This is a genomic window from Pontibacter sp. LHS2 (genome assembly GCF_058932845.1).
Genome location: NZ_JBZYWG010000002.1, coordinates 162,769 through 189,620, shown reverse-complemented (window position 1 = coordinate 189,620; position 26,852 = coordinate 162,769). Strand labels below are relative to the sequence as shown.

At 51.2% G+C, this 26,852-nt stretch carries 21 protein-coding genes; 10 read left to right on the top strand and 11 right to left on the bottom strand.

From position 1 onward, the window contains the following. Positions 1-68: 68 nt before the first annotated feature. The 3 genes from AC5FX6_RS09510 to AC5FX6_RS09500 all read right to left on the bottom strand — a co-directional run bounded on the left by AC5FX6_RS09510 (position 69) and on the right by AC5FX6_RS09500 (position 4,627). Positions 69-2,459: an ABC transporter permease gene (locus tag AC5FX6_RS09510; RefSeq protein ID WP_493596814.1), complete on the bottom strand. Its 2,391-nt coding sequence runs from the start codon at positions 2,457-2,459 to the stop codon at positions 69-71. Positions 2,460-2,556: 97 nt separating this feature from the next. Beyond that, a complete protein-coding gene (locus tag AC5FX6_RS09505; RefSeq protein ID WP_493596813.1) occupies positions 2,557-3,276 on the bottom strand; it encodes an ABC transporter ATP-binding protein in 720 nt (239 codons plus the stop codon). A 97-nt stretch (positions 3,277-3,373) separates the two neighbouring features. Beyond that, positions 3,374-4,627: an efflux RND transporter periplasmic adaptor subunit gene (locus tag AC5FX6_RS09500; protein WP_493596812.1), complete on the bottom strand. Its 1,254-nt coding sequence runs from the start codon at positions 4,625-4,627 to the stop codon at positions 3,374-3,376. A gap of 290 nt (positions 4,628-4,917) precedes the next feature. Between AC5FX6_RS09500 and AC5FX6_RS09495 the strand changes: the two genes are divergently transcribed. Both AC5FX6_RS09495 and AC5FX6_RS09490 read left to right on the top strand, forming a co-directional pair. Beyond that, positions 4,918-6,297 (top strand): sigma-54-dependent transcriptional regulator, encoded by a 1,380-nt coding sequence (locus tag AC5FX6_RS09495; protein ID WP_493596811.1) that lies wholly within the window; start codon positions 4,918-4,920, stop codon positions 6,295-6,297. Further along, the gene (locus AC5FX6_RS09490) at positions 6,287-7,657 is read left to right on the top strand and encodes a sensor histidine kinase (protein WP_493596810.1); all 1,371 of its coding nucleotides are present in this window, start codon (positions 6,287-6,289) and stop codon (positions 7,655-7,657) included. The genes AC5FX6_RS09495 and AC5FX6_RS09490 overlap by 11 nt, the downstream gene beginning before the upstream one ends. A 37-nt stretch (positions 7,658-7,694) precedes the next feature. Here AC5FX6_RS09490 and trxA read toward each other — a convergent pair whose 3' ends face one another. Continuing rightward, positions 7,695-8,000: a thioredoxin gene (trxA, locus tag AC5FX6_RS09485; protein WP_493596809.1), complete on the bottom strand. Its 306-nt coding sequence runs from the start codon at positions 7,998-8,000 to the stop codon at positions 7,695-7,697. A gap of 228 nt (positions 8,001-8,228) precedes the next feature. On the opposite strand from trxA, the gene AC5FX6_RS09480 reads away from it, so the two are divergent. Continuing rightward, positions 8,229-9,464 carry an alpha/beta hydrolase family protein gene (locus AC5FX6_RS09480; protein WP_493596808.1) on the top strand — a complete coding sequence of 412 codons (1,236 nt, stop codon included), beginning with the start codon at positions 8,229-8,231 and terminating at the stop codon, positions 9,462-9,464. A gap of 760 nt (positions 9,465-10,224) precedes the next feature. On the opposite strand, the gene AC5FX6_RS09475 is transcribed toward AC5FX6_RS09480, so the two are convergent. Further along, positions 10,225-11,025 (bottom strand): class I SAM-dependent methyltransferase, encoded by an 801-nt coding sequence (locus AC5FX6_RS09475; RefSeq protein WP_493596807.1) that lies wholly within the window; start codon positions 11,023-11,025, stop codon positions 10,225-10,227. Between the two features lie 113 nt (positions 11,026-11,138). Here AC5FX6_RS09475 and AC5FX6_RS09470 point away from each other — a divergent pair, with 113 nt between their 5' ends. The 4 genes from AC5FX6_RS09470 (at position 11,139) to AC5FX6_RS09455 (ending at position 13,372) form a co-directional block, all read left to right on the top strand. Beyond that, a complete protein-coding gene (locus AC5FX6_RS09470) occupies positions 11,139-11,450 on the top strand; it encodes a hypothetical protein (protein ID WP_493596806.1) in 312 nt (103 codons plus the stop codon). Between the two features lie 149 nt (positions 11,451-11,599). After that, positions 11,600-12,109, top strand: coding sequence for a hypothetical protein (locus AC5FX6_RS09465; protein ID WP_493596805.1), 510 nt, complete (start codon positions 11,600-11,602; stop codon positions 12,107-12,109). Further along, positions 12,106-12,936 carry a sensor histidine kinase gene (locus AC5FX6_RS09460; RefSeq protein ID WP_493596804.1) on the top strand — a complete coding sequence of 277 codons (831 nt, stop codon included), beginning with the start codon at positions 12,106-12,108 and terminating at the stop codon, positions 12,934-12,936. The genes AC5FX6_RS09465 and AC5FX6_RS09460 overlap by 4 nt, the downstream gene beginning before the upstream one ends. Before the next feature lie 10 nt (positions 12,937-12,946). Then, complete coding sequence (locus AC5FX6_RS09455; protein ID WP_493596803.1) at positions 12,947-13,372, top strand: response regulator; 426 nt, start codon at positions 12,947-12,949, stop codon at positions 13,370-13,372. Positions 13,373-13,411: 39 nt separating this feature from the next. Here AC5FX6_RS09455 and AC5FX6_RS09450 read toward each other — a convergent pair whose 3' ends face one another. Continuing rightward, positions 13,412-14,668 carry an MFS transporter gene (locus AC5FX6_RS09450; RefSeq protein WP_493596802.1) on the bottom strand — a complete coding sequence of 419 codons (1,257 nt, stop codon included), beginning with the start codon at positions 14,666-14,668 and terminating at the stop codon, positions 13,412-13,414. Positions 14,669-15,114: 446 nt separating this feature from the next. Between AC5FX6_RS09450 and AC5FX6_RS09445 the strand changes: the two genes are divergently transcribed. Continuing rightward, positions 15,115-15,405: an HNH endonuclease gene (locus tag AC5FX6_RS09445; RefSeq protein WP_493596801.1), complete on the top strand. Its 291-nt coding sequence runs from the start codon at positions 15,115-15,117 to the stop codon at positions 15,403-15,405. 12 nt (positions 15,406-15,417) lie between these two features. Here the strand turns inward: AC5FX6_RS09445 and AC5FX6_RS09440 are convergent, their stop codons facing one another. Then, on the bottom strand, positions 15,418-16,917 hold the full coding sequence (locus tag AC5FX6_RS09440) for a nicotinate phosphoribosyltransferase (protein ID WP_493596800.1): 1,500 nt from the start codon (positions 16,915-16,917) through the stop codon (positions 15,418-15,420). Between the two features lie 137 nt (positions 16,918-17,054). Between AC5FX6_RS09440 and AC5FX6_RS09435 the strand changes: the two genes are divergently transcribed. Both AC5FX6_RS09435 and AC5FX6_RS09430 read left to right on the top strand, forming a co-directional pair. Next, the gene (locus AC5FX6_RS09435; RefSeq protein WP_493596799.1) at positions 17,055-18,122 is read left to right on the top strand and encodes a DUF6687 family protein; all 1,068 of its coding nucleotides are present in this window, start codon (positions 17,055-17,057) and stop codon (positions 18,120-18,122) included. Between the two features lie 257 nt (positions 18,123-18,379). Beyond that, a complete protein-coding gene (locus AC5FX6_RS09430; RefSeq protein WP_493596798.1) occupies positions 18,380-19,228 on the top strand; it encodes a universal stress protein in 849 nt (282 codons plus the stop codon). A gap of 72 nt (positions 19,229-19,300) precedes the next feature. Here AC5FX6_RS09430 and AC5FX6_RS09425 read toward each other — a convergent pair whose 3' ends face one another. The 4 genes from AC5FX6_RS09425 to AC5FX6_RS09410 form a co-directional block, all read right to left on the bottom strand. Further along, positions 19,301-19,699 (bottom strand): hypothetical protein, encoded by a 399-nt coding sequence (locus AC5FX6_RS09425; RefSeq protein WP_493596797.1) that lies wholly within the window; start codon positions 19,697-19,699, stop codon positions 19,301-19,303. Between the two features lie 45 nt (positions 19,700-19,744). After that, a complete protein-coding gene (locus AC5FX6_RS09420; RefSeq protein WP_493596796.1) occupies positions 19,745-20,581 on the bottom strand; it encodes a thermonuclease family protein in 837 nt (278 codons plus the stop codon). 132 nt (positions 20,582-20,713) lie between these two features. Further along, positions 20,714-22,747, bottom strand: coding sequence for a tetratricopeptide repeat-containing sensor histidine kinase (locus tag AC5FX6_RS09415; RefSeq protein ID WP_493596795.1), 2,034 nt, complete (start codon positions 22,745-22,747; stop codon positions 20,714-20,716). Between the two features lie 226 nt (positions 22,748-22,973). Continuing rightward, on the bottom strand, positions 22,974-26,624 hold the full coding sequence (locus tag AC5FX6_RS09410) for an AAA family ATPase (RefSeq protein WP_493596794.1): 3,651 nt from the start codon (positions 26,622-26,624) through the stop codon (positions 22,974-22,976). Between the last annotated feature and the right edge of the window lie 228 nt (positions 26,625-26,852).

The window sequence follows — 26,852 nt, the reverse complement described above, 5'->3', positions numbered from 1 at the left end:
GCACTGTTTATACCTGTTGTGCCTGACAAGTCATGGTCAGCGCATTTGCATTCATATACTTCAATTAATTACTCCGTGCGCAAGGCCTGCACCGGGTCCTCCAGGGCGGCACGTGTGGCTTTGAAACTCACGGTCAGGATAGCTATGAGCAGCGCCAGCAGACCCGATACAATGAATACCCAGGCACTGATCGGGGTGCGGTAGGCAAAGTCCTGCAGCCACTGTTGCATGCCGTACCAGGCGAGTGGACTCGCGATCAGAATGGCCAGGCACACCAGCAGGGCAAAGTCTTTGGTTAATAGCACCACTATACCTGAGATAGAACTGCCCAGCACTTTGCGGATACCAATCTCTTTGGTGCGTTGCTCTGTTGTAAATGAGGCCAGCCCAAACAGACCCATGCAGGCGATGACGATGGTGAGGAAAGTGAAATAGCCAAATATGGTCAGCATCTTCTCTTCCGCCCGGTACTGCTCATTGAAGCTGTCATCCAGAAAGAAGTAGTCCATCGGGTGTGAAGGAGCCAGGCGCTGCCAAACACTCTCCACATGCGCGAGAGTTGCTTCCATGTTTTCAGGGGTGATGCGTGCCATCAGGTAGCCATTGTTCTGTGGGGCGAGCATGATCACGAGCGGCTCTATCTGGCTGTGCAACGAGGTATAGTTGAAGTCTTTCACTACACCGATCACCTTGGCCCGGGTAGTGTCGGAGCCGCCAATGCGCTTGCCAACAGGGTCAGTCCAGCCCATCACTTTGGCGGCTGCTTCATTCACCATGATGCCGTACTGCAGGTCCGTGCTCATGTCTTTTGAAAAGTTTCTGCCTGCCACCACAGGTATAGCCATCAGGTCGAAGAACTCATAATCCACCCAAATGGTGTTGAAGGTCTTCTCGACCATCTGGTTGTCACGCTCTACATTGAAAATAATAACGCCTGTGCTTGCCCCTGGAATCATGGCGCTGGTAGTCGCGCTGGTGATATTCGGGTGCTTTAGCAACTCGGACTTCACAACTGGCATTTTGTTGACAATGGTCGTGTCGCCGCTGGGAATGTCTACTACCAGCACTTGTTCTTTATTGAAGCCGAGGTCTTGCGTCTTGAGGTAGTGCATCTGGCTGTACACGACCACCGTCCCAATGATCAGGACCAGCGAAATAGTAAACTGCAGGACTACAAGTCCTTTGCGCAAAAAAGCACCACTGCCTGTTGGCATTTTGCCAGTCTTCAGGATGTCAACAGGTTTGAAGTGTGACAGCACAAGCGCTGGATAGCTCCCTGCGATCAAGCCAATGAAAAGGGCAATACCAAGCAGCGTCAGTGCAAATGGAAGATCAAGGAAGTAAGTGCCAGGTATGTTCTTGTCAGCCAGTGCATTGAAAGTGGGCAGCATCAATTCCACCAGCATAAGGGCCAGCAGTACGGCTATCAAGGTCATCAGGACTGATTCGCTGAGGAACTGGGCGATGAGCTGTGAACGGTTGGCCCCCACCACTTTGCGGAGCCCTACTTCTTTTGCCCGCTTCGTAGCACGTGCCGTTGCCAGGTTCATGTAATTGATGGAAGCGATCAGGAGAATGAACAGGCCAACAAAAGAGAAAATGTAGATGTAGGATTTCTTCCCAACCGGAAACGCCTCCCACAGATAGTCGGTATTCAGGTGAATGTCTGGCAAGGCCTGCAGGTGCAGTTTCACGCGTTCTGACGTGTTAGGTCGCCCCGTCGTTACACGACGATCCACAAAGGCGGGTAGTTGTGACCGGAGTGCCGTCACATCACCAGCATTTCTGAGCAGCACATAGGTATAGCTGTTTGTGTTGCCCCAGTTGGTGCGCATGTTATTGCGAGCCTCCGCAGGTATGGTGCTGAAAGAGGTAAGCACGTTGGGTCGCATATGGGCCGCATCCACAGGCTCAAATATACCTGTCACTTTATAGGACTGGCTGCCAATGCGGATAGTGCTGAACATGGCCTCCAACGGATCATTAAAGAACTTCGTCGCCACATCTTTCGAAAGCACCATAGTGTTCGGCTCCATCAGGGCTGACTTAGGATCGCCCTCCAGCATGTTGTAGTCAAAAAGCTGGAAGTAATTACTGTCTGCCCAAAAGGTATGGTCGATGGAGATGGCTTTTTCATCTAAGCGGAGCACCTGCTTGCCACGGTTGATCATGCGGGTAGAAGCTTCCACCTCAGGGAAGTCTAATGCCAGGGCAGGGGCCAGGGCCGCGTGGGTAACAGAGGCCTTCTCTACCTCATCTTCTACAATCAGGTCGTTGACGACGCGGTAAATTCTGTCATGCTTCGAAAAAGCCTTATCATAACTAAGCTCATGCTGCACATACAGGTATATCAGCAAGCAGGACGCTATACCGATGGCCAGACCTACAATATTAATGGCAGCATACACTTTGTTTCGTGTCATGTTGCGCCAGAAGATGAGAAGGTAATTCTTAAACATGGATCTTTACCGCTTTAGTCACTCAATTGATTTGGTCAATAGCCCATAGCTATACCTGCCTCTTCGGTGAGGTATTGCCAACACAGGTAGCAGGAACTTAAAGCAGCTCGGCAGCGTGCTTTCTGGCATTGAGGCTCTCTGTCACGATCTGCCCGTCAAACAGGTTCACGATACGGTGTGCGTACTCGGCATCAGAAGGAGAGTGTGTTACCATCACCACTGTGGTACCTGCGTCGTTCAGTTCAGAAAGCAAAGACATCACTTCTCGGCCGTGTACCGAGTCCAGGTTACCGGTCGGTTCGTCAGCCAGGATCAGACTAGGGTTAGACACCGTGGCACGGGCAATGGCGACACGCTGCTGCTGACCACCGGATAGCTGCTGCGGGAAGTGTGCATGGCGGTGCGCTATACCCATGCGCTCCATAGCTTCTTTCACACGCTTGTCAGCCTCAGCACGTGGAATGCCCAGGTAAGCCAGTGGTAAACCAATGTTCTCCTCCACCGTCAGCTCATCGATCAGGTTAAAGCTCTGGAACACAAAGCCCAGGTTATGCTTGCGAATTTTGGCACGCTGGCGCTCTGAGGCCTGGCTGATGTCCTGACCCAAAAAGCGGAACGTACCGCCCGAAGGACTGTCAAGCAAACCAAGGATGTTCAGCAGCGTGGATTTGCCACAACCGGATGGACCCATCACCGCCACAAATTCGCCTTTGGCAATGCGCAGGTCTACACCCGCCAGGGCAGTCGTCTCAACCGTATCGGTGATGTATTTTTTTTCTAACTGCTGGGTCTCGATGATAAATTCTTCCTTGCTCATGGTATGTTGAATTTTTGATTGCGTATTGTTAGTTGTTAAATTGTTTTAATACTTGATAGTTAAAAGGCCGCTCAGGTGCGACCATTTAACCTTTATTCTACTTCAACTCCAGCCGGTCTATGTCGCCGTAGCTCTCATAAGAGGAGAGGACCACTTTCTCACCCGGCTTCAGGCCGTCAAGAACTTCGTAATGCTTCGGGTTCTGACGTCCCAGTTTGATAGAGCGCTTGGTTGCATGATCGCCCGACTTATCCACCACGAATATCCAGCTGCCGCCTGTGCTCTGGTAAAATCCGCCGCGTGGCAGGAGCACGGCTTTGCCACCATCATTCAGGTTTAGTCTGATCTGGAGCGTCTGACCGCGGCGTATACCTTGAGGAGTGGCATCCTCGGCAAATTCCAGGTCTACCTGGAAAGTACCGGCCTGTACCTCGGGGAATACCTTGGCTACTTTCAGTTTATAGTTCTGTCCGTTGAAGTCGAAGTTGCCCTCCAATCCAGGGTAAATGCGGGAGATGTAGTGCTCGTCAATGGAAGCCCTTACTTTGTAACCGCTCATGTCGTCTACCTGGCCGATGTTCTCGCCAGCGCCTTTAGACTCACCTACCTGGGCTTTCAGCGTGGAGAGCTGACCGGATATAGGAGCGGTCACATACAAGCTGTTCAGCGTGTTGCGGGCCATGTTGATGTTGGCCTGCATCCTTCTGATGGACTCATCCAGCTGGCGCAAGCGGTCATCCAACAGCTTTGCGTCCTGCTTCACGGAGCGGTCGCCAAGGGTCTTGCGTTTTCTGAGGTACTCGTACTGTTCTTTAGATGCCTGGAATTCCTCCTGTGAGATCACCTTTTCCTCAAACAGTACTTTATTCCGGTTGTAGGCCCGCTCAGCTGTGGCCAGGTTATATTCTATCTCAGCTAAATCATTCAACTGCCTGATCTGGTCCTGCTTCATCGTGATTTCAGAGTTCTGACGCTCGTTCATCAGATCGTAGAGCTGCGTTTCACGGGTCATGAAGTCAATCTGGAGCGTCGTGTTGGAAAGCTTCAGAATCGTATCTCCTTTTTCCACCATGCGACCGTCATCGGTATAGATTTTCTCCACACGGCCACCCTCTGATATGTCCAGGTAAAATGTTTTGAGAGGCTCCACCGCACCATCGATGGCGATGAACTCCTGAAACACACCGTTCTCTACTGTGCCCAGGGTAATGCGCTTGCTGTCGACGTTGAGTTTAGAGGAGTGTTCTGCAAAAAGTAAGTTGTATAGAATCACCACCAACAGCAGGGCAGCACCGGCTGCAGCAGCGATTTTCTTAGGAGTGAATTTTTTCTTTTCTATGACGCGATCCATAGTGGGGAAGGAGTTTCTGTGTAATGCTGAAAAGAGATTGCCAATAAATGTGCCATTGTAATTAATGTATTGATTTACAGTGATTTGAAATTAAGTGTATTCATGATTTTGAGCTTAACTGTTCGGTATCGTACACTACTTTGTCTGTATGCGAACACTTGAACACACGAGTAAAAATACTGTGATTTTTTCTTTCTGAATTTCCGGCGGGACACAAGATGATAACTTTTGGTATTCTGAAACAGAAAGTATTTCTTTACCCCGAAGAATTTGTAAAGTCCTTGCAGCTCATGCGGAAAATCGATTGTAAAATACTGGTGGTAGATGACGAAGAGGATATCCTGCTGGCAAGCAGACTGCTGCTCAAGCAGCACTTTGCTACGGTAGTGACAGCTTCGGATCCCTATAGCATTCCGACTTTGCTGCAAGAGTACCGTTTTGATGTAGTGCTGCTGGATATGAACTACAGTACCGGCGCTACCTCCAGCAAAGAGGGACTCCACTGGCTGAAACAAATACTGAAACTGGCACCCTCAGTTAAGGTGATTCTGATGACGGCCTATGGCGATATCGAACTGGCTGTGCGTGCCCTCAAAGAAGGGGCCGCCGATTTTGTGCTGAAGCCCTGGCAAAATGATAAACTCGTGGCTATCCTGAAAACCGCCTGTCAGCAAAATAGGGGAGTAGGGAAACGTGGTGCGGAAACAGCGGAGCAAAACCAGACCGCCTTTCACTACGCCGGTTTTATTGGCGTGTCGCCAGCCATGCAGCGGGTTTATCAGACGATCGAAAAAGTAGCCGGTACAGAAGCCAATGTATTGATACTCGGAGAGAACGGCACAGGCAAGGAGGTGGCAGCACGTGCCCTGTACCGTAAGTCCAAACGGGCCGATAAGATCTTTGAGAAGGTGGACCTGGGTGCCATCAGCGAAACACTTTTTGAAAGTGAGTTGTTCGGTCACGCCAAAGGTGCCTTTACCGATGCCAAGGAAGATCGCATGGGACGTATAGAAGCTGCGAATGGCGGCACACTTTTCCTGGACGAGATTGGCAATCTGTCGCTGCCGCTACAGGCGAAGCTTTTGTCAGTACTGCAAAACCGCCAGGTGATTCGACTAGGTACCAACAAGCCACGCCCCATCGATATCCGCCTGATCTGCGCGACCAACATGCCGCTGTACGACATGGTGCGGGAAGGCACTTTCCGGCAGGACCTGCTGTACCGGATCAACACCGTAGAAATACACCTGCCTCCCTTGCGGGAGCGACGGGAAGATATCCGGCTATTAACCCAGCACTTCCTACGCGTGTATAGCCAGAAGTACGAGCGTGAAGAGCTAGGTATAGCGCCGGACACGATTCGCCGACTGACTGAGTACCGCTGGCCTGGCAATATCCGGGAGCTCGATCATGCCCTGGAGCGGGCCGTTATTCTCTGTGACCAGCAGGAACTGCAACCGGAGGATTTTTACTTCGCTCCGGGGGACGTATCGCCTAAGGCCACCGGTAAAGAGCCTGTTTTAGAAAGCGACTATACCTTGGAGGCACTGGAAAAAATGATGGTGCAGAAAGCCCTTGTTAAACATGCCGGCAACATTACCCATGCAGCAAAAGAACTTGGCATCACCAGAACGGCACTTTACCGCCGCATAGAAAAACATGGTTTATAACCGCTTCAGAACGAACCTGCTGCTGCGGGTGGCGCTGTTGATCATCAGTATTATCGGCATCACCCAGGTCCTTTACCGCACCGAATGGTACATGACCGCCGTGTGCATCGGGTTGCTGCTGCTGTTTCAGCTCTACGATTTGGTGCATTTTGTAGAACGCACTAACCGCGATATCTCCAGTTTTCTGGAGGCCATCCGGCACTCAGACTTTACCCAGCGCTTTGCCGTGAAAGAGGGCAACAAAGCATACAAGGAACTTTACCAATCATTCAACGAGGTGACCGATGCCTTTCATGGTATCAAAACAGACAAGCAGGCTCACCACCTATACCTGCAGGCGATCGTGGAGCATGTCGGGATAGGCATTGTTTCTTTTGATGAAAATGGCAAGGTGCACCTGGTGAATCACGTGATAAAGGAAGTGCTGCATATGCCCTATCTGGAGCACATCAACACACTAGACCGTATCAGTGAAGAATTGGTGGAGGTGATGCGCAGTATTGGGAACAACGAAAAAAGACTCGTCACGGTGCAGGTACGCGAAGAGCAGCTTCAGCTTGCACTCCATGCCACTACCCTTGTCTCGCAGGGGCATACGCTCAAGATCGTGTCGTGCCAGAATATCAGGTCGGAGCTGGAAGAGCAGGAGCTGCAAACCTGGCAGAAGTTGATCCGGGTGCTCACCCATGAAATTATGAATACCATCACACCAGTGATCTCCCTCACAGCTACTGTTTCGGATCTGGTGGAAGAGGAGGTAGTCAGGAAGGCTGTTGCCGGAGAAATGCCCGAAGAGGAGGCCCTGGAAGACATCCGGGCTGGCTTACGCACGATTGAAAAACGGAGTACCGGGATGCTGCATTTCGTACAGAACTACCGCCGCCTGATGCGGGTGCCGACGCCGGAAATCCAGACTGTGAAAGTAAAGGACCTGCTCAAAAATGTACAGACCCTGCTGCAGCCTGAAATGGAAACGAAGCGTACGAAGCTCTCAATCTACCTGCTTGATGAAAGGGCGGAGTTGCAAATAGACCCGGAACTGATCGAGCAGGTGCTGATCAACCTGATCAAGAATGGGATGGAGGCGAGTCAGCAGGCTGCGAATCCGAAGGTGGAAGTTGTCGCTTATCAGGAGGAGCAGGACAGAAATCGTTTCCGGATGGACGTGCAGGACAATGGGAGTGGTATTCTCCCGGAAGATCTGGATAAGATCTTTATCCCTTTTTTTACTACCAAAAAGCATGGATCAGGTATAGGCCTTAGCCTCTCCAAGCAAATTATGCGGCAGCATGGAGGCAGCATACGTGTCAGCAGCCCAACTGGCGGCCCCACCACTTTTAGCCTGATCTTTCAGGGCTAAAAGGTAAGCATGCTATCGTTGGAGACTTACTGCCTCCCTACAGATTTTGCTGGATGATTTGGTTGAGCTGATGTCCCGGTACGGCACCCGCCTGTTTCCAGACAACTTGCCCGTTTTTGAAAAGCATAAAAGTAGGCACGCCCTGCACACGATACTGCTGGGCAGCGGCTTGGTTCTTGTCCACATTTATTTTGACGACCTTCAGCTTGCCTGAGAATTCCTTAGCCAGCTGCTCCACCACCGGGTTCATCATTTTGCAGGGGCCGCACCAGTCGGCATAAAAGTCCACAAGTACCGGCATACCCGGGCTTTTGATCAGTTCAGCGAATGATTTCTTTGCCATAGCTCTGTTGTTTAATTGTTTTTACGGGCTGCAAAGCTAAAAGATAAACGCTTCAGACTGAAAATGGCCGTAAGAAACCTCCCTAATAGTACTATTGCAGCTTGCCAAGCACCCAAGCCAAGGCGTTCCTTAGTTACAACATGGAATAGGGTTATATCTTTGTCTGCATGCCGGGAACTATAGACGGCGCGGGTTTATTATGGTAATGACAAGATTCACCCGTACAACATGACGAACCTGAAATATAAGCTGAGACACTGGATCAGCTCCCTGGCAATTGCCGTCCTATTGGTAACAACCACATTCCCGCTCAACTCCTGCAGCAAAAGCGATGCAGCTGTCCCTGAAAATGTAGCAGAGCGCGAACTGCTCGTTTCGTCAGAGAAGGTGGGCACCCTGCCGGCCGCCATGCTCAAGCAACTGGCCGGTGCCTATGCCGGTAGCTTCCAGAACCAGATCAAATACGATGTGGCGATTTACAAAGTAAATTACCGCACCACTTTCCAGGGCCGCGAAACCGTGGCCTCAGGCTTAGTCGCCTTACCCATGAACCTGACGGCACCTGCACCCGTGCTGAGCGTACAGCATGGTACGATCTTCAGGCACGACGAGGCGCCCTCTGCCACAGGCAACGGCCTGACGGGTTTCGAGGTATTTGCCTCCGGTGGCTACATCACGCTTATACCTGACTATCTGGGGTTCGGGGCTTCCAAAAACCTCCTGCACCCTTACTACCACCAGCAGTCTTCAGGTATAGCCGTGGTCGATTTGATCAAGGCTGCCAAGTCGCTGTATGCCCAGGAAGGTATGACTGACAATGGGCAGTTGTTCCTGGCTGGTTACTCTGAAGGAGGCTATGTAACAATGGCTGCACAAAAGGAGATTGAGACGAATCCGCAGCACGGCCTGAAAATCACTGCCTCCGGCGCCGGAGCGGGCGGGTACGACCTCACTGAAATGCTGAACGATGTGAAATCGGGGAAGCCTTATACCTATCCGGCCTACCTGGCTTATGTGCTGATGAGCTATAACAAAACCTACGAGTGGAACCGTCCGCTCACCGACTTTTACCAAGAGCCTTACGCGACCCGACTAACTGGTTTATTTAATGGCCAGCACAGTGGCGGCGCCATCAACAAGGAACTGACTACGCAGACGGAGAATCTGTTTACGGCTACTTTCCTGGAAGGGCTCCGTGGGAATGGTGAGCAAGCGCTCAAGAAGGCTTTGCAAGACAATAGCTTTAACAATTGGGTGCCAAAGAGTCCAACGCGTTTGTATCATGGTACAGCTGATGTGATTGTGCCTTATGCTAATTCCAGGCAGACGTATGATCGGATGAAAGCAGCGGGTGCTCCGAGTTTGGAGCTTATACCTATACAGCATGGAAACCATGGGAGTAGTTTGATTCCGATGCTTACTGATCTGATTCCCTGGATGCAGTCGTTTAAAGCGAATCCGTAGTAGCGGTTCAAGTTACTTCTCTTTCATCTCTATTATTTCTTTGTCATTTCGAAAGAATTGAGAAATCTGGATGATTTCCAAAGTCTTTGAAATGCTTTTGCTGGTGTAGCGACCTGATTTGTTTCATAGCTTGCCCTGGCCGGGCGGGCCTTCCTTTTTTCCTTGATGAAAAAAGGAAGCAAAAAAATCAAGACGCTCCAAACTCGCTGAACGCTCAAACAGTGGAGTGTCGCAAAGTGCACCTGGCAAGAGTTATTTATTTCATAGCTTAAGGGTCAAGTTACCTTTTCAATGCGTGCCAGTGGTATTTGCGGTCTTCGAACTGGCAGTTACTAATTCCCCTCTTGGGAGGGGCAGGGGTGGGTTAAATTAGGGGGATTGTTAAAAAACTTCGACTAAGCACTTATACCTATCAAATAGCAGTTACTGGCTCCCCTCCTTAGATAAGGAGGGGTAGGGGTGGTTGGATCCGGTTTCTGCTGCAGTCACTACAGCACTTATAACTATGAATTGGCAGTTGCAGAAAAGTCCCCCTTCGAAGGGGGCAGGGGGATGACAATCGTGTAAGAAAATCCTGCTAATCCGTGGGGGAAGGGGCCCTATATAAAGATTCAGACAATTTATACTTCTTAATTAGCAGGGACAGAAAGTCCCCTTGTAGTGGGGCTTGCTCAATAAGTAGAATCGCTTGCAAGAAAAAGGCGCATCGTTCAGCCAAACCGGCCAGCGAAGCGCCTTTTTTATTCAACTTGTGCAAGCCCTACACCACCTTAGTACATTTCAAACTATACATCATCGGAATCAGGTTTTGCAAATGCTTGATGCGCCAGTAGCCGTCGGGGCCTTGTACGGTGTGGCTGAAGCAGTTGTAAGGGGAGTAGGGGAACTCGTGGAATAGCTCTAGTTTTAGCCCTTGATTTAGCAGCGCTGTGATCACTTCGCTCAGGCTGTGGTTCCATGAGTATTCTTTGTACTGGATTGGGGCATCCCGGTCAGCGTAGGTGCCTGTGTTTTCTTCCACTATCGGCTCCGGAGTGTTGTGGTAAGGGTACTGCACTTGCGTAAAGTCATTGTCGAACATCCATACCACTGGATGGAACTCTGCCATGTAGAAGGTGCCGCCCGGCTTCAGGAAATGCGCGACCACTTCGGCCCAGCGGTTCAGGTCGGGTAGCCAGCCGATCACCCCGTAGGAGGTAAACACAATATCAAACTGCCCCTGCAGGTTTTCTTTCAGATCATACACATTGGAGCACACAAAGCGTGCGTTCAGCCCAAGCTCGTCGTTCAGTTTCTCCGCCTCTTTGATTGCCTCGTCCGACAGGTCTATACCTGTAGCATCTGCCCCCAGCCTAGCCCAGGAGAGGGTGTCCTGGCCAAAATGGCACTGCAGGTGGAGCAGGCTCTTGCCGGCAACTGGTCCCAGCTCTTCCAGCTCTATGGCATTGAGGCTGGACTTGCCTGCCTTGAAACTGGCGACGTCATAAAAAGCCGAATCTTTGTGCACCGCAGTACGCAAGTTCCAGGCTTGTCTGTTCGCTTCAAAATATTCCTGTTCCATCCCTTCTTTTTGTGAAGTGTAAGATTATTTAAAAGATAAAAATACTATAAATTGCTTAATCTAAAATTCTCTATATTTACATTTAATCTTACCTACGAACAAATTACGATTACATGAAAGTCACAGGAAACGAGGGCGGGCCAATTGACCGTGCTCAGGCAAAGAAATGGACAGCCAACTACAGAGCAAGTGGCCGTGGTAAAACGAACTCACACCTTTTCGGGGCGGATACAGTAAGAGGGCTGCTGGAGCAGGAGGGATGCGTAGGTATGCGGATTTATTATGCACTGGATGATAATGGAGCGCAGCAGTTGCTGCTGGTAGGAACAGATGAAGAAGGAAGTGATATGACAGATGGACAAATTCTGGACATGTCCAGCCCTTGTCCTCCCGATTGTTCAGTAGGTAATGAATTAGCTGGTTAATGGAGTTTTTTATAGGACATATTTATCCTTGGTTAAAGTGGGTAGCTGTTTTGAGTCCCATTTTGCCTTTTGTAATAGGGCTATGGTTAATGCGAAAGCAAAAGGACACGAGATTTAAGCTGCTCTTTTTGTTCATAACCATAGGTGTGATGACAGAAGCAATATCAATGATTACAGTATGGTCTGGTACAAAAAACAATCTTTGGCTGGCTCATTTGTATACCCTGTTCGGCTTCAGTGTGTTGGCAGGTATATTTTACTATAGCTTTGACAATCTCCTGCTAAAAAGAGCCATTATTGGAGCGGTAGTTGGGCTTTGTATACTGATTTATTACGATGCATTCATCACAGACGGAATTACAAAGATGAACTCAGTGTCAAGGGTCGCAGCTAATGCGATGTTGATTATAATGGCAATCACATACTTTTATAAGGTCGCAAACAATGCTAAAATCATTTACCTGGACCGCGATCCTATGTTTTTATTGAGTTGCGTGCTCCTTATTTATTATGCTGGAACAAGTATGTCATATGCCATTTTCAATGAGGCGCTGGCAATTTCATTCGACACAGCACGTATCTGTTTAGCCATCATCATGGTGCTGAATATACTGTTTTACATTAGTCATGCATTTATCTTAAAGAGAATGTCCGCATGATAGAAACCTTAACCCCATTGCTGATTATCACGCCGGTACTGCTAGTGCTGGCCATTGGCATTATCGTGTTTGTGTTTGCCTACCAGCGGCGCATGCTGCAGCATCAGGAGCACCTGCGCGAATTGCAGGAACTGCGCCAGCGGCAAATGCTGGAGGCAGCCCTGGAGGCGCAAGAAGAAGAGCGCCGCCGCGTAGCCCGTGACCTGCACGACGAAGTAGGCGGTATGCTGGCCCTTATCCGACTCAACATCGGTCAGGTAGAGCGCAAGTGTGCTGAAAATGAAGCAGCAGCCGAAACAGCTCACCGGTCCAAAGCATTACTCGACGAGGCAATCCAAAGCGTACGCCGTATTTCGCATGATCTCCTGCCTGTGGTTCTCGATAAGATGGGGCTGGTGCAGGCGATCAATAGTTTGGTGAATTCCGTGCCCCCCGATAGTGGACTAGAGGTGAAGTTCAGCCACAACCTCGAAAAATATAGGTTGGAAGCCCGGCAGGAATTGCTGCTGTTCCGCATCCTGCAGGAACTCGTGAACAATACCCTGAAGTATGCCGAAGCGACACGAATCACGATCGAACTGCACCGGGAAAACGATAAGCTGACCCTGCGTTACTCCGACAATGGCAAAGGATTCAACTACGACGCCACCCTGGATGCAGGCGGTGGAAGCAGTGGTCTGGGCCTGAAAAATCTGCAGAGCCGCGTGGACTTGCTCAATGGCGCTATTAACTTCTTTTCGAAGTTGGGAGCTGGCATAAAAGCTGAAATAGTTATCCCTGTTGCTTATATTCTCGTTATTATTTATAACTTTGGTTCGCTAACCTAAGCTTTACTTTATGGAGCTGCAGCCACTTACACTCGCGATCGCTGATGATCATACCCTTTTCAGGAAGGGCGTAATCGAAATTCTAAAGAATTTTGAGGAGATCACTGTGATAAGTGATGCAGCCAATGGTACAGAACTGCTCGAGAAGATTGAAGTCAATCTGCCGGATATCATCATGCTGGACCTCGAAATGCCCGATATGGACGGCATTGCCGTGTCACGCTATGTGCTCAGCAAATACCCTAAAGTAAAGATTCTGGTCGTGTCGATGTACGGGGAAGAAGAGTTGGTAAGAAAACTGCTCGAAGAAGGCGTACACGGTTACCTGCTCAAGAGCGCCGATCCGGAGGAATTGCGGGAGGTACTCCAACTGCTCCGGAATGGTAAAACACACTACCCGGTCTTCTCTCAGAATTTTTTCACGCTATTACGATAATAGAAAAGCCGCCCTTACGAGCGGCCTTTTTTATACCTGTCAGCCTACCGCCCGGATGCGGCTCACGACCCACACGGCCACCAGTGTCGCCACACTTGCCATGATACCTACCCAGTTGAAATGGGTTAAGGTGCCATTAGCTGTTTCCTGCACAATGAGCCCACTCACAAAGGCGGCTATACCTGCCCCTAATTGCTGTACTGAAGAGTTGATGCTCATGAAGCTGCCGCGCAACTCCGGCTCCACACTGGAGGTGATCAGCGACATAGCCGGCACAAAGCGGGCTCCAAAAAAGATAAAAAAGATCGTAGAAACTGTAAGCGCCAGCACCATACCTACAGGAGGCAGGTTGGTTATCAGCACGATCGGGATAATGGAAAGGATAGCGGCCCACCGGAAAATAAACTGCTTCCCATACTTATCCGCCAGTCGGCCCGCCCACTGGGAGGTAAAGACCGTCGCCAGTCCCCCGAATAAATAGATGTAGCTCAGGTCACGCTCTGTAAAGCCCACATTGGCTACCATGTAAGGGCTGATGAAGGGCACCACCAGGAAGCCAGCCATCGTGAGTGTAACGGTAAGTGCCATGGCCCACTGCAGGTTAGGCTGCACCACCATGGCTCTAAGCGCACGGAACGGATTGCCGGGTCTGGCATTGGTCAGATGTCCACGCATGGCTGGCAGAAAACGTACCGCTACCAGCAAAATAAGCATACTCAGGCCCACAAGCAGGTAAAACGGAGCATGCCAGCTCATCTCACTTGCCAGGTATAGCCCGATCGGTATACCGGCAATAGAAGCCACCGAGAAGGCAGCCATCACACGGCCGGTAGCCGCACCACGGCGCTGCTCCGGTATAGCATCACCGATAATGGCCAGCACCAGCGCACCCAGCACACCCCCGAAGCCGCCTGCCACCACTCGGGCCAGTAGTAAGAGACCGTAGTTAGGGGCAATGGCACAGCCCAATGTACCTATGATAAAACCCAGGTATAGTGCCAGCAAAGCATGCTTGCGGTCGAAGCGGTCGATGAACAGGGCGCTCACAAAACCAGCGATGGCCGCACTGAAAGTATAGGCCGACACCAGCAGGCCGAACTCACGGGGAGAGATGCTGAATACCCGCATCAGCTGCGGCCCCAGCGGCATCATGATCACAAAATCCATCATGTGCGTGAACTGGATCGCCGCCAGCATAAAGATCAGCAGGCCCTCCCGGATCTGCACTTTGGGTACCAAAGGCTCCTGTACGGGAGCGGTTATCGGAACAGGATTACTTTCCTGAAATCTATTCATAGTTTAAACACTGAAATCAAAACAGGGCGCCAATGTACAAATAATTTGCGGACCCTTAAGGCAATTTTATTTCTGTTTACAAGCTGTCATACCAGGGTAATTGCTGCCTTGCTGTTTAAAGAACCTTGTATATACGCGATTAAGAACTTGACCGTCATCCCGATTCTACAGATACTTCACTTGGCAAGTAAACCAGCAAATGAATATAGCTGGCATGGAACAATGGAGGCTGAGCGCAAGGCTTTTAAACCTTGGGAGCGGTATAAATGTTTTAGGCAGAAGAAGTAGAACAGCTATCCCTTCGAAAATAGAGTAGAGGACTTCTACTATAAGTGGTCAGAGGCTATTTTTATAAGAAGCACAAGCGAAGACATGCGTGCTCTATACCTTTGTGACCTTGGTAATGCGGTTTGTAACTGAAAGCTCACGCCCTAAGTAAAAAACCTATGGCAAAGAATGAGGAGGAACTGGTCTGTGAACTGTGCGGCCGGGAGGTGCAGTACCTTACCCGGCATCACCTCGTGCCCCGGGAGGAGGGGGGCCGCTACGGCGCTACGGCCGAACTATGCCAGCCCTGCCATAGCACCCTGCACCTAACTTACAGCAATCGCGAACTGGCCACCTTATACAACTCTATACCTGCGCTGCAGCAAGCCGAGGACCTGCAGAAATACCTGAAATGGGTGCGCGGCAAGCGCATCGAGCGCATCTCTAACAGGCGCGGCCGCAGACGCTAAGGTATAGTCCTGCTAAAGTGCTTGCCGGTCTTTCAGGGCAGTCTCTCCTTTTTCGCGGATGGCCAGTACCAGGTCGGTTTTGAACTGGTGGAAGCCAGTCTCCAGACCAGCCGGATAGCTATGCGGGTTCAACAGTCGGCGGATGCTTTCATGCAGCTTGCTGATCTCTGATTCGCGATGCTTGCGAATAGCTTTTAGGTCAGGCAGCTCCTGTACGAGTTTTCCTTTTTCTAGCACAGGCAGCAACAGGTCTCTGTAAGAAGTACCTTCCGGCACAGATTTGCGACGGGTGCTGTCAAGCGGACTCACAATAAGCACTTTCTCCGGTAGAGGTTCTGCTTCGTTGTAGATCATGTCAGCCACATACCCCTGCTCATCATAAAAGCGGCGCACCTGCTGTATACCTGGGTTGGAAGTTTTTTCGAGTTGCTCAGACAGTTTCAGGCTATAATTCCAATCCCCGTCTTCCTTCTTAAAAGCTGCTAGTTTGTACACTCCGCCCAAGGCTGGCTGGTCATAAGCTGTCACCAGCTGCGTACCGATTCCCCAGACATTTATTTTGGCGCCCTGCTGTTTCAGGCTGCTCACGATGTTTTCGTCCAGGTCGTTGCTGGCGACAATGCTGGTGTCGGTCATGCCGGCTTCGTCGAGTAGCTTCCGGGCCTCTATACTCAGGTAGGTCAGGTCGCCGGAGTCCAGGCGGATGCCGTTGAGTTTAAAACCAGTGGGCTCCAGCTTTTTGGCTATCTCAATGGCTTGCCGCACGCCTTCCAGCGTGTTATAGGTATCCACCAGAAACACAGAGTCGTGTGGGAAGGCCTTGCCGTAGGCTTCGAAGGCTTGCGCTTCGGTCTCAAAAGTCTGTACCCAGCTATGGGCATGGGTGCCTCGCACCGGTATATCGAACAGCTTGCCTGCCAACAGATTGGAGGTGGCATCCACTCCTCCCACATAGGCGGCTCGGGTGGCAGACAACGATCCGTCTATACCTTGGGCACGGCGCATCCCAAACTCAATCACCGTGTCGCCTTTTGCTGCCTCTTTGATACGGGCCGCTTTGGTCGCGATGAGTGTTTGAAAGTTCACAATCGTAAGCAGGGGAGTTTCCACCAACTGCGCTTGCAGGAGCGGGCCTCGTACCCGGATCATGGGCTCACTCGGAAACACCACGCTTCCTTCAGGTATAGCATCCACGTCGCAGGTGAAACGCAGGTCACGCAGGTAATCTAAAAAAGCCTGCTCAAACAAAGGCTCGTTCCGGTTACCAGTCAGGCTGCCCAGGTAGGCCAGGTCTTCCTCTGTGAATTGCAGCTGCTGCAAATACTCTACTGCATGGGCTAGTCCGGCCGCCACGGTATAGCCTCCTTTGAAGGGGGGCTTGCGGAAATACAGATGAAATACTGCTTCACGCTCTGCTATACCTTCTTTCCAGTAGCCATAGGCCATGGTGAGCTGATACAAGTCGGTTAGGAGGGAAAGGGAACTGCGGTATACCTGTTGGAGAGTAGACATGGGATGTGTATGTTGATACTGCTGTATGTAAAACGAAAGCCGGGGCAATTGGATGTACCATGAGTCCGGCGTACCTGCCTTGCTGTGATGAACGCCCGAATTTAAGGGATGATGTCAGATTTAGCTATATTTAGCGCATGATAAAGCGACAGTTTATACCTTTTGGCGAAGTAAAAGAGAAAAAAGCCATCATCGTAGACAGTATGCACCCTAACGGACTGGTGCTTTCGCACTGGCGGGGCGCTCCTGCTCCGGCTGAGGTGCGCGACGATACCAGCGCTGCCATGGTGCTGCATGCCCTGCGACTCAACCTACCCGGCCTGGAGCTGCCTTATGTCACGGCCAACCATTTCGACATCGACGGCTTTGTGGGCGTATGGAGCTTGCTGAATCCTGAGGTGGCGCTGGAGAATGAGGAACTGCTGCGGCTGATGGCCCACATAGGCGACTTCCGCGAACTCGACCTGAATCACCCGCTGGCAGGGGAAGCGCTGAAACTGGTTTGCTGGCTCAATACCCGGGAGCGTGACATGTTTTACGCTCCTTTTGCAGCCGACGAATCCGAAGAAAAAGAAGCGAAACGTTGCGTGGATAAGTTCAGGTATTTCCTGAGGGAGTTTGGCCGCGTGCTCCAGGATCCTGACTGGGAAAAGCCAGTCTGGGAAGAGGAAGTGGCCGATGTGCTGCTGGGCTATCGCGATATGTACAAGCCTGACACCAAACTGCAGCGTTATCCTGAGCTTGGTCTGATCGTGATCGATACACAGCGTCCGGTTCACTACTATGCCCTCTTCAGCCGCACTATTGGTTTCGATATGGTACTGAGCTGCTACGAAGGCAACCGTTACGAACTGGAGTATAAGTATACCACCTGGGTCGACTTTGCCTCCCGGCCAACACTGCCCCGCATCAGTATGAAACCACTGGCCGAACAACTCAATGCCCTGGAAACCTCCGGCTATACCTGGACGGCAGACAGTATAACTGAAACCGGCCCGCTGCTGCGCCTCGAAGGCAAGGACCTCTCACGTATGGAGCGCTACGATCATCCGACCAGCCGCGAGATCTACGCCTCGTCCATACCTGCCGATCAGATGAAGCAACTGGTAGTGGACTACTTCCGGGAGAAGTACGCAGGTATAGCCCCGAAGCGCTACTGGACCTGGGATGAGGTAAAAGGACTGAACAAAGAAATAGGCAAATAGGATAGCAGCTCTCTGCAGGATTGGCCTGAGGCTATGTCATTCTTTTTATTTTATCCTGCAAGGATCTTGGTGATAGAGGGCCACTACCCCCGCAGATAGCAGTGGCTTAATCTCCCGGGGATAAGCCAATGGAGGAGGGGGATTTAGTATGAGGTGATGCAGGTCATTTTTATTGTCGGGATTAAAGCACATTTTTGCTTCGACACGTATACATAGTGAATCCTGGATATAGAAAGTTCAGCCAACCACCAAACGCCATGAAAAAAATCCTTTGCCCGACCGACTTTTCTAAAACAGCTGCCAAAGCGTTAGAATACGCCGTACTGATCGCCCGTCAGTCCGGAGGCCACCTCACGCTGTTGCATGTGGTGCACCTGCCTATTGTTGATACTTCTGAAACGGCACTTGTGGCCAGCGAATTGCTCGGGGAGCAGATGCGGGATGCAGAAGAGCGGCTAATGAACCTGAGTCGCGAACTGGAGGAACGCCATGGGGCAAACAGAGATGGTGAGTTTACCTGCGATTTTATTCTCAAGGAAGCGCTACTGACTGACATCACCGAGCACTTAACCAAAACCAGTGGCTACGACCTGATCGTGATGGGTACGACGGGTGGCGGCAACGCCCTGGAGGAACTGCTCATCGGCAGCAATGCAGAGGCGGTGATGGAACAGGTGAAATGCCCGGTGCTTTCCGTGCCTTCTACGGCAGGTCATCCGCGCATCGATAAGATCGTATATGCATCGGATTATGCCGCTGACGATATAGCGACCCTGCGTGAAGTGCTGGACTTTGCAAGCATGTTCGGCGCCAGGGTTGATGTCATCCACGTCAACAAAGAAGGCCGCACAAGCAGCGACAAGAAAGGCCGCTTTTTGCAGGACCTGGAGCAAGCCTTCCCGGGTGCTCCTATTCACTTTGAAGAAGTAGTGAGCAAGCACCGCACCGACGGTATAAAAGAATACTATGACGCTTCCGGCGCTGACATGGTAGCCATCCTCCGACGCGAAAAAGGCTTCCTGCGTGAGCTTTTCTCACAAAGTCTTGCCGAAAAGATGACCTACCAGGCAGAAGTGCCTTTGCTGGTATTGAAAGGAAGGAAATAAGGTATAGAGCACATAAAAAAAGCGGCAGCCTCTTTCGGGGGCTGCCGCTTTTTTATTTACTGTCAGTTTTCTCTAATTATCGCCAAGTCCTGTTTCCATGCGCACGGCATTTTCATCAAATACGTAAGCCAGATCGGCACTACAGGTTTCGCAGTTGTAGCGGTCAAAGGCCTCCACGGCACGCGGCAGCGTCAGGTTGCGAAAAGTACTCGCGCAGCTAACCAATACCGGGCAGTCGTGCTTTTGGTGAAAAAGGTCATCTGTTGGGTCCATACAAATGTAGACCCGCTTTTTCTCCACTCCCTTAAATGAGTAGTTCTCAGGCTTTGGTCGGGGAGCTCGCTGTGTCGTGTCAGCAACTGCAGTGGTCTCCTGCGCTTCAGTTTGTTCTGTCTGTGCGTTGTCGGGCGACTGGCAGGCAGCCAGTGAGATGAGCAGGCCACACATACCTGCCAGGGTCTTTTTAAACATATAAATGATGTGTTGAATAGAATGCGGAACCTAAATTAGGCGGAATTATTTAGGGCTGCAAGTTTTATCAGCCCGTCGGTTGTGTTGCCGGATCGCTTCGGCTTCTGTAACAGTGAGCACCTGCTCTTTGCAGCGCTTCAGCACGGAGCAGTCTTTGCTATAGTGGTAAACCGAGGAGCCGGAACTGTCGCACAAGTATACCTGGCGCTTGGTGGCACCGGCAGGTATAGCGGCTTTGCTGTTGTCTACAGGTTCAGGCTTCTGCTTCCGGAAATCCCAGGGAGCCACTGGATTGGGGTCCTGCCAAAGCCCTCTTTTGAAACGACGTGCGTCTGCTTCCAGGTTGGCCAGGTTCTTATCTTTAGAATAGGCGGTGTAGTGCCAGGCATAGCCTTCGCGTACCAGCTCTTCGTTCAGGTTGCGGCCATCAGGCAGTATGATGGTGCCCACGGTGCGGCCGTAGCGGTCCTTGTTATGCTCGATCAGGCGCACGTTTTTGCCAAAAGCCAGGTCAGAAGCAAATTGTTTGGCTCGCTGCCCGTAGGCCTGGTTTTTCTCGGGGGTATCTACTCCAAAGAGACGTACCGTGACCGTCTGTCCGTTGCGCAGCAGTTCGAAGGTGTCGCCATCTTTCACCCCTACGACGCGATCGCCAGGTATAACAGGGCTTTCGGCTTCCGGCGCGGCGCGGGTATTGTCTGTTGGAACCACAGCCGGCCGCTCGGGGTCATCGGATGGGGTAGTGGCGGCTGGCTCCACAGGATGCTCAATGGCCCCACGGCGCTGGCGGAATTCCTCACGCGCCTTTTCATTGTCTTGCTTACAAGCTGGAGTGGCCAGCAAACTGGTAAAGGCGAGAAGGTATAAGATGAGCTTGTTCATGGGGCAAAGGTGCTGCTATTCTCTTTTTACCGCAAATAGAAGTATTTGTTTTTATAAGCGCTTACATATAAAAGGCTACCTCTTGTCAGAAGCAGCCATCCTGGAGCTCATAAGGTATAGCCCAATAAAAGACTAGGCTAACTGCAGTTGTTTGATTGCCTTTTCTTCCTGCTCAGGAGGCGTATTTCCTTCCTGATCATTTTTCTCAATGGAGCATGGGAGCGTGAACATGAAGGTACTGCCTATACCTGGTGCGCTCTCCACCCAGATCGAGCCGCCATTGTGCTGCACAAAGTCTTTGCAAAGCGCCAATCCCAGGCCGCTGCCTTTTTCGTTGGCAGTACCCCGGCTGGAATAACTGCTGCCTCCAAAAAGCTTCTGCTGCACTTCCCGTGTCATGCCTATACCTGTGTCTTTTACAGATACCAGCACATGATTGTCCTGCACTCTGGCCGAAAGCGTCACAGTGTCGCCGGCTTTACAGAACTTGATGCCATTGGAGATCAGGTTTCGCAATACCAGTCGGATCATTTCCTTATCTGCATATCCTGTCAGGCTCGGGTCAATCGTATTATCCAGCACGACTTCTTTGCTGCTGGCGACCGGCTGTAGCAGGCGGATGTTCTCGTCAGCCAGTTCCCGCAAGGGCAGCGGTTTTGGGTCGGCTTCGAAGCCCTCCATTTGCGCCCTTGCCCAGTCGAAGAGGTTGTCCAGCATCCAAAGCACATTCTGTTGGCCTTTCACCAAACTGTTAAAGAGTCCTTCCTGCTTATCGGCAGGCACTTTACCCATGGCCATCACGTGCAGCAACCCCTTCAGCGCAACCAGCGGACCACGTAAATCGTGCGCTATAACTGAGAACAGTTTGTCTTTGATGGTGTTGAGCTGTGTGAGTTTTTCCTTCTGTATGTTGAGCTGCTCGGCCTGTTCTGTCAGGGCTTTCTGATGCTGATTCAGTGCCTCGTTCTTATGCATGATCAGTTCATTCTTCTGAGTCAACAGCTTGTTGATGCGGCTCTGGTGCTGCCTTCCTCTAAAAAACACATAGGCCATAGCACACACCAAAAGCAGCAAGGCAATGGTGAAGTACTGTATGATGCTGCGCTGCTCCAGTTTGCGCAGGTTCAACTCCTGTTCTGCGCGGAGCAACAGGTTTTCCTTGTCTTTCTGGGCTGTTTCGTACTTCACACGTTCCTGCGCGATACGATCTGCCGCCCGTTCGTTATGCAAACTATCGTTGTAGGCGGTGTGTAGTGTCAGGTAGTGGTGGGCCATTTCGTAGTTGCCCATGGCAGCATAGATGCGGTCCAGAACAGCGGCATTTTCCTTGAGCACATACTTGCCTTCATAAGCTTTGGCGAGCTCCATGCTGGCTAGAGCGTTGTCAAGGGCCTTTTCGTATTTTTTGGCTTTCAGGTATGACTCCGCTTTGCCGCGCAGCACATACACCTCGTCATGCGGACTGCCCAGTTCATTGGCAATCTGATGGGCTTTGTTGAAGTAGGAGAGAGCTGTCTGATAATCGTTTTTGCCATTATAGGCATCCCCTATATTGATCAGTGAGATCAGTATTCCCTGCTTATCGTCCAGTTTTTCCTGAATGGGAAGTGCTTCGCGGTAATAAACCAGCGCCAGGTCGTACTTCCCCTGGTCCAGGTATACGCCGCCTATGTTGCTCAGGGCACTGCTCATGCGCAGGGTGTCCTGTGCTGTGGTGGCAAGCGAGAGTGATTTTTTGTAAAGTGGGAGCGCCTCTTTGTGGTTGTGCTGGTCGGCATACACGTTGCCGATGTTGTTGTAACTGGCACTCAGGTCTGACGGATCGCCTAACTTCTCGCGGATGCGAAGCGCCATATAGTACAACTGAACGGCCTTGTCGATATCGCCTAGCAGGTAATGGCCTGAGCCGGTTTCGTTGTAAGCCAGCGCCAGTAATTTATCATCGCCGGCCTGTCGCGCCAGAGCAACAGCCTTGTTTCCGTAGGAAATAGTGGTCTTCGGATTGATGCTTTTGTGCACCTTGCTCAGCTCACAGTACAGCTCTATCTTCCGGGTAATATCCTCTGTGTGCTCCAATTCAGCTTTCAAGTCCTGTATGATGACTTTTTGCTGTGGTTGGGCAACAGTAATAAGAAGGAGAATACGAGTCAGGAATAGTAGAAGCATAGGTACCTCTCTACAGTTTTAATTACCGTAATTAATTCAGTATTAGGAAGCAATATAAGTATTTAATGTATAAAAATGCTAATCTGAATTTATGAATATAAAGCCAGTTTAGAAAAATACAATTCGCTCCAAACGGATACGCCGCCATGTCATCACGGGAGTGAACGATCAACAAATTTGAGTGAATGTAGTCCTATGTTATGGCGCGCCCGGCTCAAGGCTCAGGTCAACCCCTTACTCGGATGGAGCTCACGCCGCCTGGCTTTTTGGTGACAACAATCTGCGTGTGGATACGCTCTTTGAGTGCTTCCACGTGTGAGATGATACCGATCGTTTTACCGGCTGCGTGCAGATTTTCCAGGGTCGAGATGGCGGCATCCAGCGTTTCGGCGTCCAGGGTGCCAAAGCCCTCGTCGATGAAAAGCGAGTTGATCTGGGTGCGACGACCGGCCAGATCAGAAAGACCCAGTGCCAAAGCCAGACTTACTAGAAAGCTCTCACCACCTGACAATGTATTCATTGGACGCACGGCCTCTGCCTGGAAGGTGTCTACGATCAGCAACTCCAGGGCTTCGTCCGATGACTTGAGTATGCGGTAGCGGTCGTTAAGCTTCAACAAATGCTTGTTGGCCAGTTCCACTAGCCGGGACAGGGTAAGGCCCTGTGCGAATCGGCTGAACTTGGAACCGTCCGCAGATCCGATCAACTCGGCCAGTTGATTCCAGCGGTGGTATACCTGCTGCTGCAATTTTAGCTTTTCAGCCAGTTCTCTGTTCTTCTCGCGCTGCTGGGCGTCTTGCTCCAGTAATTGCTGGTGGCGTGCGCGCTGCGAAATAAGCTCCCGCTGCTGGGCTGTTTTCTGCTGATGCTGCTCCTGCAGGGCTGCTATACCTTCGTCGGTCAGCTGCTTTTGCTGCAGTTGGGCTAATTCCTGTTGCACGTCGCTCAGGGTTTTGCGCAGCTCGGTCAGGTGCTTTTCGGTCTGTGCCTTCTGGTTGGCAAGGCGGTCGGCCTCGTCACGGTGCAGCAGCATCTGGCTCAGGGCTTCGATGGTCTCAATGCCTTTCTGTTGCAGCACATCCAATAAGCCACGGCGAAGTTCTTCCAGCACTGAGGTATTCTGCTGATGCTTTTGAAGGCACTCCGTCTGGCGGGTACGGGCCTCCTGCAGCTCCTGCTGTTTCTGGAGCTGCATACGCCGGGCCTCTTCGGCCTGCTTAGTTCTTGCGCTCAATTCTTCACTGGCCAACTTGCGTTCCCGATCCGGGTCCTTGTCGCCGAACAGGGTATGGCGCTCGGCCTTGAGTTTCGTCAGCTGTTCGTGCTCTTCTTTCAGCCCTTGCTGTCGCTCTTCCAGTTCTTTCGTTTTCAGCGCTTTGTTGGCAGTCAGGTTTTTGACGAGCTGCTGTAGTTCTATGTATTTCTCGCGCATACCTTCCAGCGCCAGCTGCTTTTGGGTATAGGCTGTTGCCTGCTGCTCCAGTGTTTGCAGCAAGGTATGGCGTTCCCCGGGCTTATACTGGAGATCAAAGGTAGCGGCAAATGACTCGGCGGTTTCGGTGTGGGCCTGCTGCTGCTCTTGCTCGTCGGTGAGGTTGAGTTGGAGTTTATGCAGCTGGGTCTGTAGCAACTTATCAGAGGCCTGCAATTGGTTAAAGGTAGCCTGTGCTTGCACCTGTGTCTCGCGGAGTTGCTGTAGTTGTTGATTTATACCTTCCAATTCGCGACTCAAGGCGCGTGCCTGTGCCAACTGCTGTTGCAATGCCGTTGCAGAAGCCTGTTGCTTCTGGAGTAATTGTGTCAGCTGTTCAGTATCGGCTATACCTATACCCTGCGGTAATTCTTGTGAGAGTTGAGCAAAGGACTCGAGCAGGCGCTTTAACTCGGTATCAACTTCATTTTTGGTGGCAAGGCCCAGCTGCTGTTGCTGCTCCAGTGAATTTAACTGAAGCTGTAGCTGCTGGGCGTTCTGGCTCAGTTCTTTTACCAACTCCTGCTGCTTGTCCCGCTTCAACACTTCTTCAGGCAGGTCGAAGGTATAGCCGTTTTCGGCAAAAGGGTGGTGGATAGAACCGCAAAGCGGGCAAGGCTCGTCCTGAGTTAAGGTATGGCGGGCCTCTTCGTATTGTTGAATCTGCTGCTGCAAAGCCACAAGTTTCTGAAGCGCCTGCAAGTGCTCTTCGGCCTGAATATACCTGGACTGAAACTCCTGAAGCTTAGCTGTAGCTACTTCGCGATGCTGTTGTAATTGTGTTAGTTGCGCGGCTATACCCTGGCTTTTCTGCTGCTGTGCTGCATGCTGCCAGGACAGTTCCTGCAGGCGCTCAAAGCGGGCCAGCAAAGCCGGCTGCGACTGGGCTTCCTGCTCCAGCTCTTCCATGCTTTTGGCAGCCAGTATACCTTGCAGGGCGCTTAGCTTTTCCTCTCTTTGCTTTTGCAGGTGTTCTTGCTGTAGCTTCTGCTTGGATTGCTGTTCCTGTAAGGCTGTGAGTTGCGCTGCCTCATGCCTGCGCTGCTGGTTCAGTTGCTCTTCCTCCTGTCGGATACGGCGAATGCGCTGCTCCACCTCATGCAGGTCGCGCAGCGTGGCTTTAAACTCTGGGAGGTGTTCTTTTAAGTCCTGCAGCTTCGCGTTTTGTGCCAGCCAGTTCTTTATACTTGTCGCCTCTTCTGTGAGTGTGTCCAGTTCCTTTTGCTTCGTCTGCAGTTCTAATTGCTCCTGCTTCAGCTGCTGCTCAAAAGTGACGTAGGCATTTTTGTTTTTGGTGTAAGCATCCCGGATGCTGCCGAGCTGGTGGTCGAGTCGGGTAACCTGCACCAGAATCGGCTCCAACTTGTGGATAGCTTCCTCCTGTTGCTGACAGGCTTTGGTCGCCTCGATGGCTATTTGTCCGGCCGCTTCCAATTCAGTCTGCAGCACCGGCACGCGTTTCTGCAAGGTCGATAATTGCTCCTGCACTTCGGTGACCTTGTTGTTAGCGCTGCGGATTTCGGCCAGCTCACCCACAAACTGATGCGCCTGCTGGTGTTGGGCCAGTTTGATGAAGTCCGGCTGAAGGTTCGTCAGTTTCTGCTCCTGCTCTACCAAGGCCTGTTGGTGCTGCTGCTGTCTGGTTTGTAACTGGGCCACCTGCTGTAGCCACTGCACTTTTGCCTGCAGTTGGGTCAGGTCACCCTGAAGCGCTGTTTCCTGTACGGTCAGTTCCTTGATGCTTTGCTCGTAGGCTTCCCGCTGCTCATCGGGCAATAGTTGTGTGTTCTGAAGCAATTGCCCCAGTCCATCGTATTTCTGTCTTTCCTGTTTGGCTTTCTCAAAAGCGAATTTTGAAATATCGGAGTAGATGCCTGTGTCGGTGATCTTTTCCAGCAGGCTGCTACGGTCTTTTTCGTCTGCTTTCAGGAAGCGTGCAAAGTCACCCTGCGAGAGCATCACCGAACGCAGAAACTGGTCATAGTCGAGTCCGCAGATCTCAGCCACTTTACCCGGTACCTGACTGGGTTTCAGGTCAAATATTTCGTCGTTCTGCGCATCATAAAGCTCCATGTGCACGGCCTGAATTCGGCCATCCACTTTACCGCGACTGCGACGCAGGTGCCACTTGGAGCGGTATACCTTGCCACTGGCCTCAAACTCCACTTCCGAATAACACTCCGCGGTGTGGCGGGTCATCAGCTCCAGCGGACGGTCGTTGCTGTGCCGGTGTGCCAGCCCATAAAGTCCCACCGTGATCGCATCCAGAATAGTGGTCTTGCCCGCCCCGGTCGGACCGGTAATCGCAAACAGCCCCGCATCAGCCAGCGGACTCTGGTCGAAACGGATCTCATGCTCACCCTTCAGCGAGTTCAGGTTCAGGAAACGGACAGCGAGGATTTTCATAAGGGAAATGAGAGTTAATTACTACTAGTTGCCTTCACTTGTAGACGTCATCATAGTTTCATTTACAGTGAGGAAGTGAGGAATGTACAGATTATTGTTCTTTTGAGATGCCGTCCAGTAATAGAGGTAAACAATTATACCTGACAAATACACAGCAGATACTAGAATATACGCAGTTATAAACCTATCATCGCCGAACCTGTCGATCATTGATAGACTTAACATGAT

Coding starts and splice junctions, on each gene's coding strand:
- AC5FX6_RS09490 (WP_493596810.1), top strand. CDS start 6,287: ATGGTTTATAACCGCTTCAGAACGAACCTGCTGCTGCGGGTGGCGCTG.
- AC5FX6_RS09470 (WP_493596806.1), top strand. CDS start 11,139: ATGAAAGTCACAGGAAACGAGGGCGGGCCAATTGACCGTGCTCAGGCA.
- AC5FX6_RS09420 (WP_493596796.1), bottom strand. CDS start 20,581: ATGAACAAGCTCATCTTATACCTTCTCGCCTTTACCAGTTTGCTGGCC.
- AC5FX6_RS09440 (WP_493596800.1), bottom strand. CDS start 16,917: ATGTCTACTCTCCAACAGGTATACCGCAGTTCCCTTTCCCTCCTAACC.
- AC5FX6_RS09435 (WP_493596799.1), top strand. CDS start 17,055: ATGATAAAGCGACAGTTTATACCTTTTGGCGAAGTAAAAGAGAAAAAA.
- AC5FX6_RS09455 (WP_493596803.1), top strand. CDS start 12,947: ATGGAGCTGCAGCCACTTACACTCGCGATCGCTGATGATCATACCCTT.
- AC5FX6_RS09510 (WP_493596814.1), bottom strand. CDS start 2,459: ATGTTTAAGAATTACCTTCTCATCTTCTGGCGCAACATGACACGAAAC.
- AC5FX6_RS09425 (WP_493596797.1), bottom strand. CDS start 19,699: ATGTTTAAAAAGACCCTGGCAGGTATGTGTGGCCTGCTCATCTCACTG.
- AC5FX6_RS09410 (WP_493596794.1), bottom strand. CDS start 26,624: ATGAAAATCCTCGCTGTCCGTTTCCTGAACCTGAACTCGCTGAAGGGT.
- AC5FX6_RS09450 (WP_493596802.1), bottom strand. CDS start 14,668: ATGAATAGATTTCAGGAAAGTAATCCTGTTCCGATAACCGCTCCCGTA.
- AC5FX6_RS09475 (WP_493596807.1), bottom strand. CDS start 11,025: ATGGAACAGGAATATTTTGAAGCGAACAGACAAGCCTGGAACTTGCGT.
- trxA (WP_493596809.1), bottom strand. CDS start 8,000: ATGGCAAAGAAATCATTCGCTGAACTGATCAAAAGCCCGGGTATGCCG.
- AC5FX6_RS09445 (WP_493596801.1), top strand. CDS start 15,115: ATGGCAAAGAATGAGGAGGAACTGGTCTGTGAACTGTGCGGCCGGGAG.
- AC5FX6_RS09430 (WP_493596798.1), top strand. CDS start 18,380: ATGAAAAAAATCCTTTGCCCGACCGACTTTTCTAAAACAGCTGCCAAA.
- AC5FX6_RS09465 (WP_493596805.1), top strand. CDS start 11,600: ATGACAGAAGCAATATCAATGATTACAGTATGGTCTGGTACAAAAAAC.
- AC5FX6_RS09505 (WP_493596813.1), bottom strand. CDS start 3,276: ATGAGCAAGGAAGAATTTATCATCGAGACCCAGCAGTTAGAAAAAAAA.
- AC5FX6_RS09480 (WP_493596808.1), top strand. CDS start 8,229: ATGACGAACCTGAAATATAAGCTGAGACACTGGATCAGCTCCCTGGCA.
- AC5FX6_RS09415 (WP_493596795.1), bottom strand. CDS start 22,747: ATGCTTCTACTATTCCTGACTCGTATTCTCCTTCTTATTACTGTTGCC.
- AC5FX6_RS09500 (WP_493596812.1), bottom strand. CDS start 4,627: ATGGATCGCGTCATAGAAAAGAAAAAATTCACTCCTAAGAAAATCGCT.
- AC5FX6_RS09460 (WP_493596804.1), top strand. CDS start 12,106: ATGATAGAAACCTTAACCCCATTGCTGATTATCACGCCGGTACTGCTA.
- AC5FX6_RS09495 (WP_493596811.1), top strand. CDS start 4,918: ATGCGGAAAATCGATTGTAAAATACTGGTGGTAGATGACGAAGAGGAT.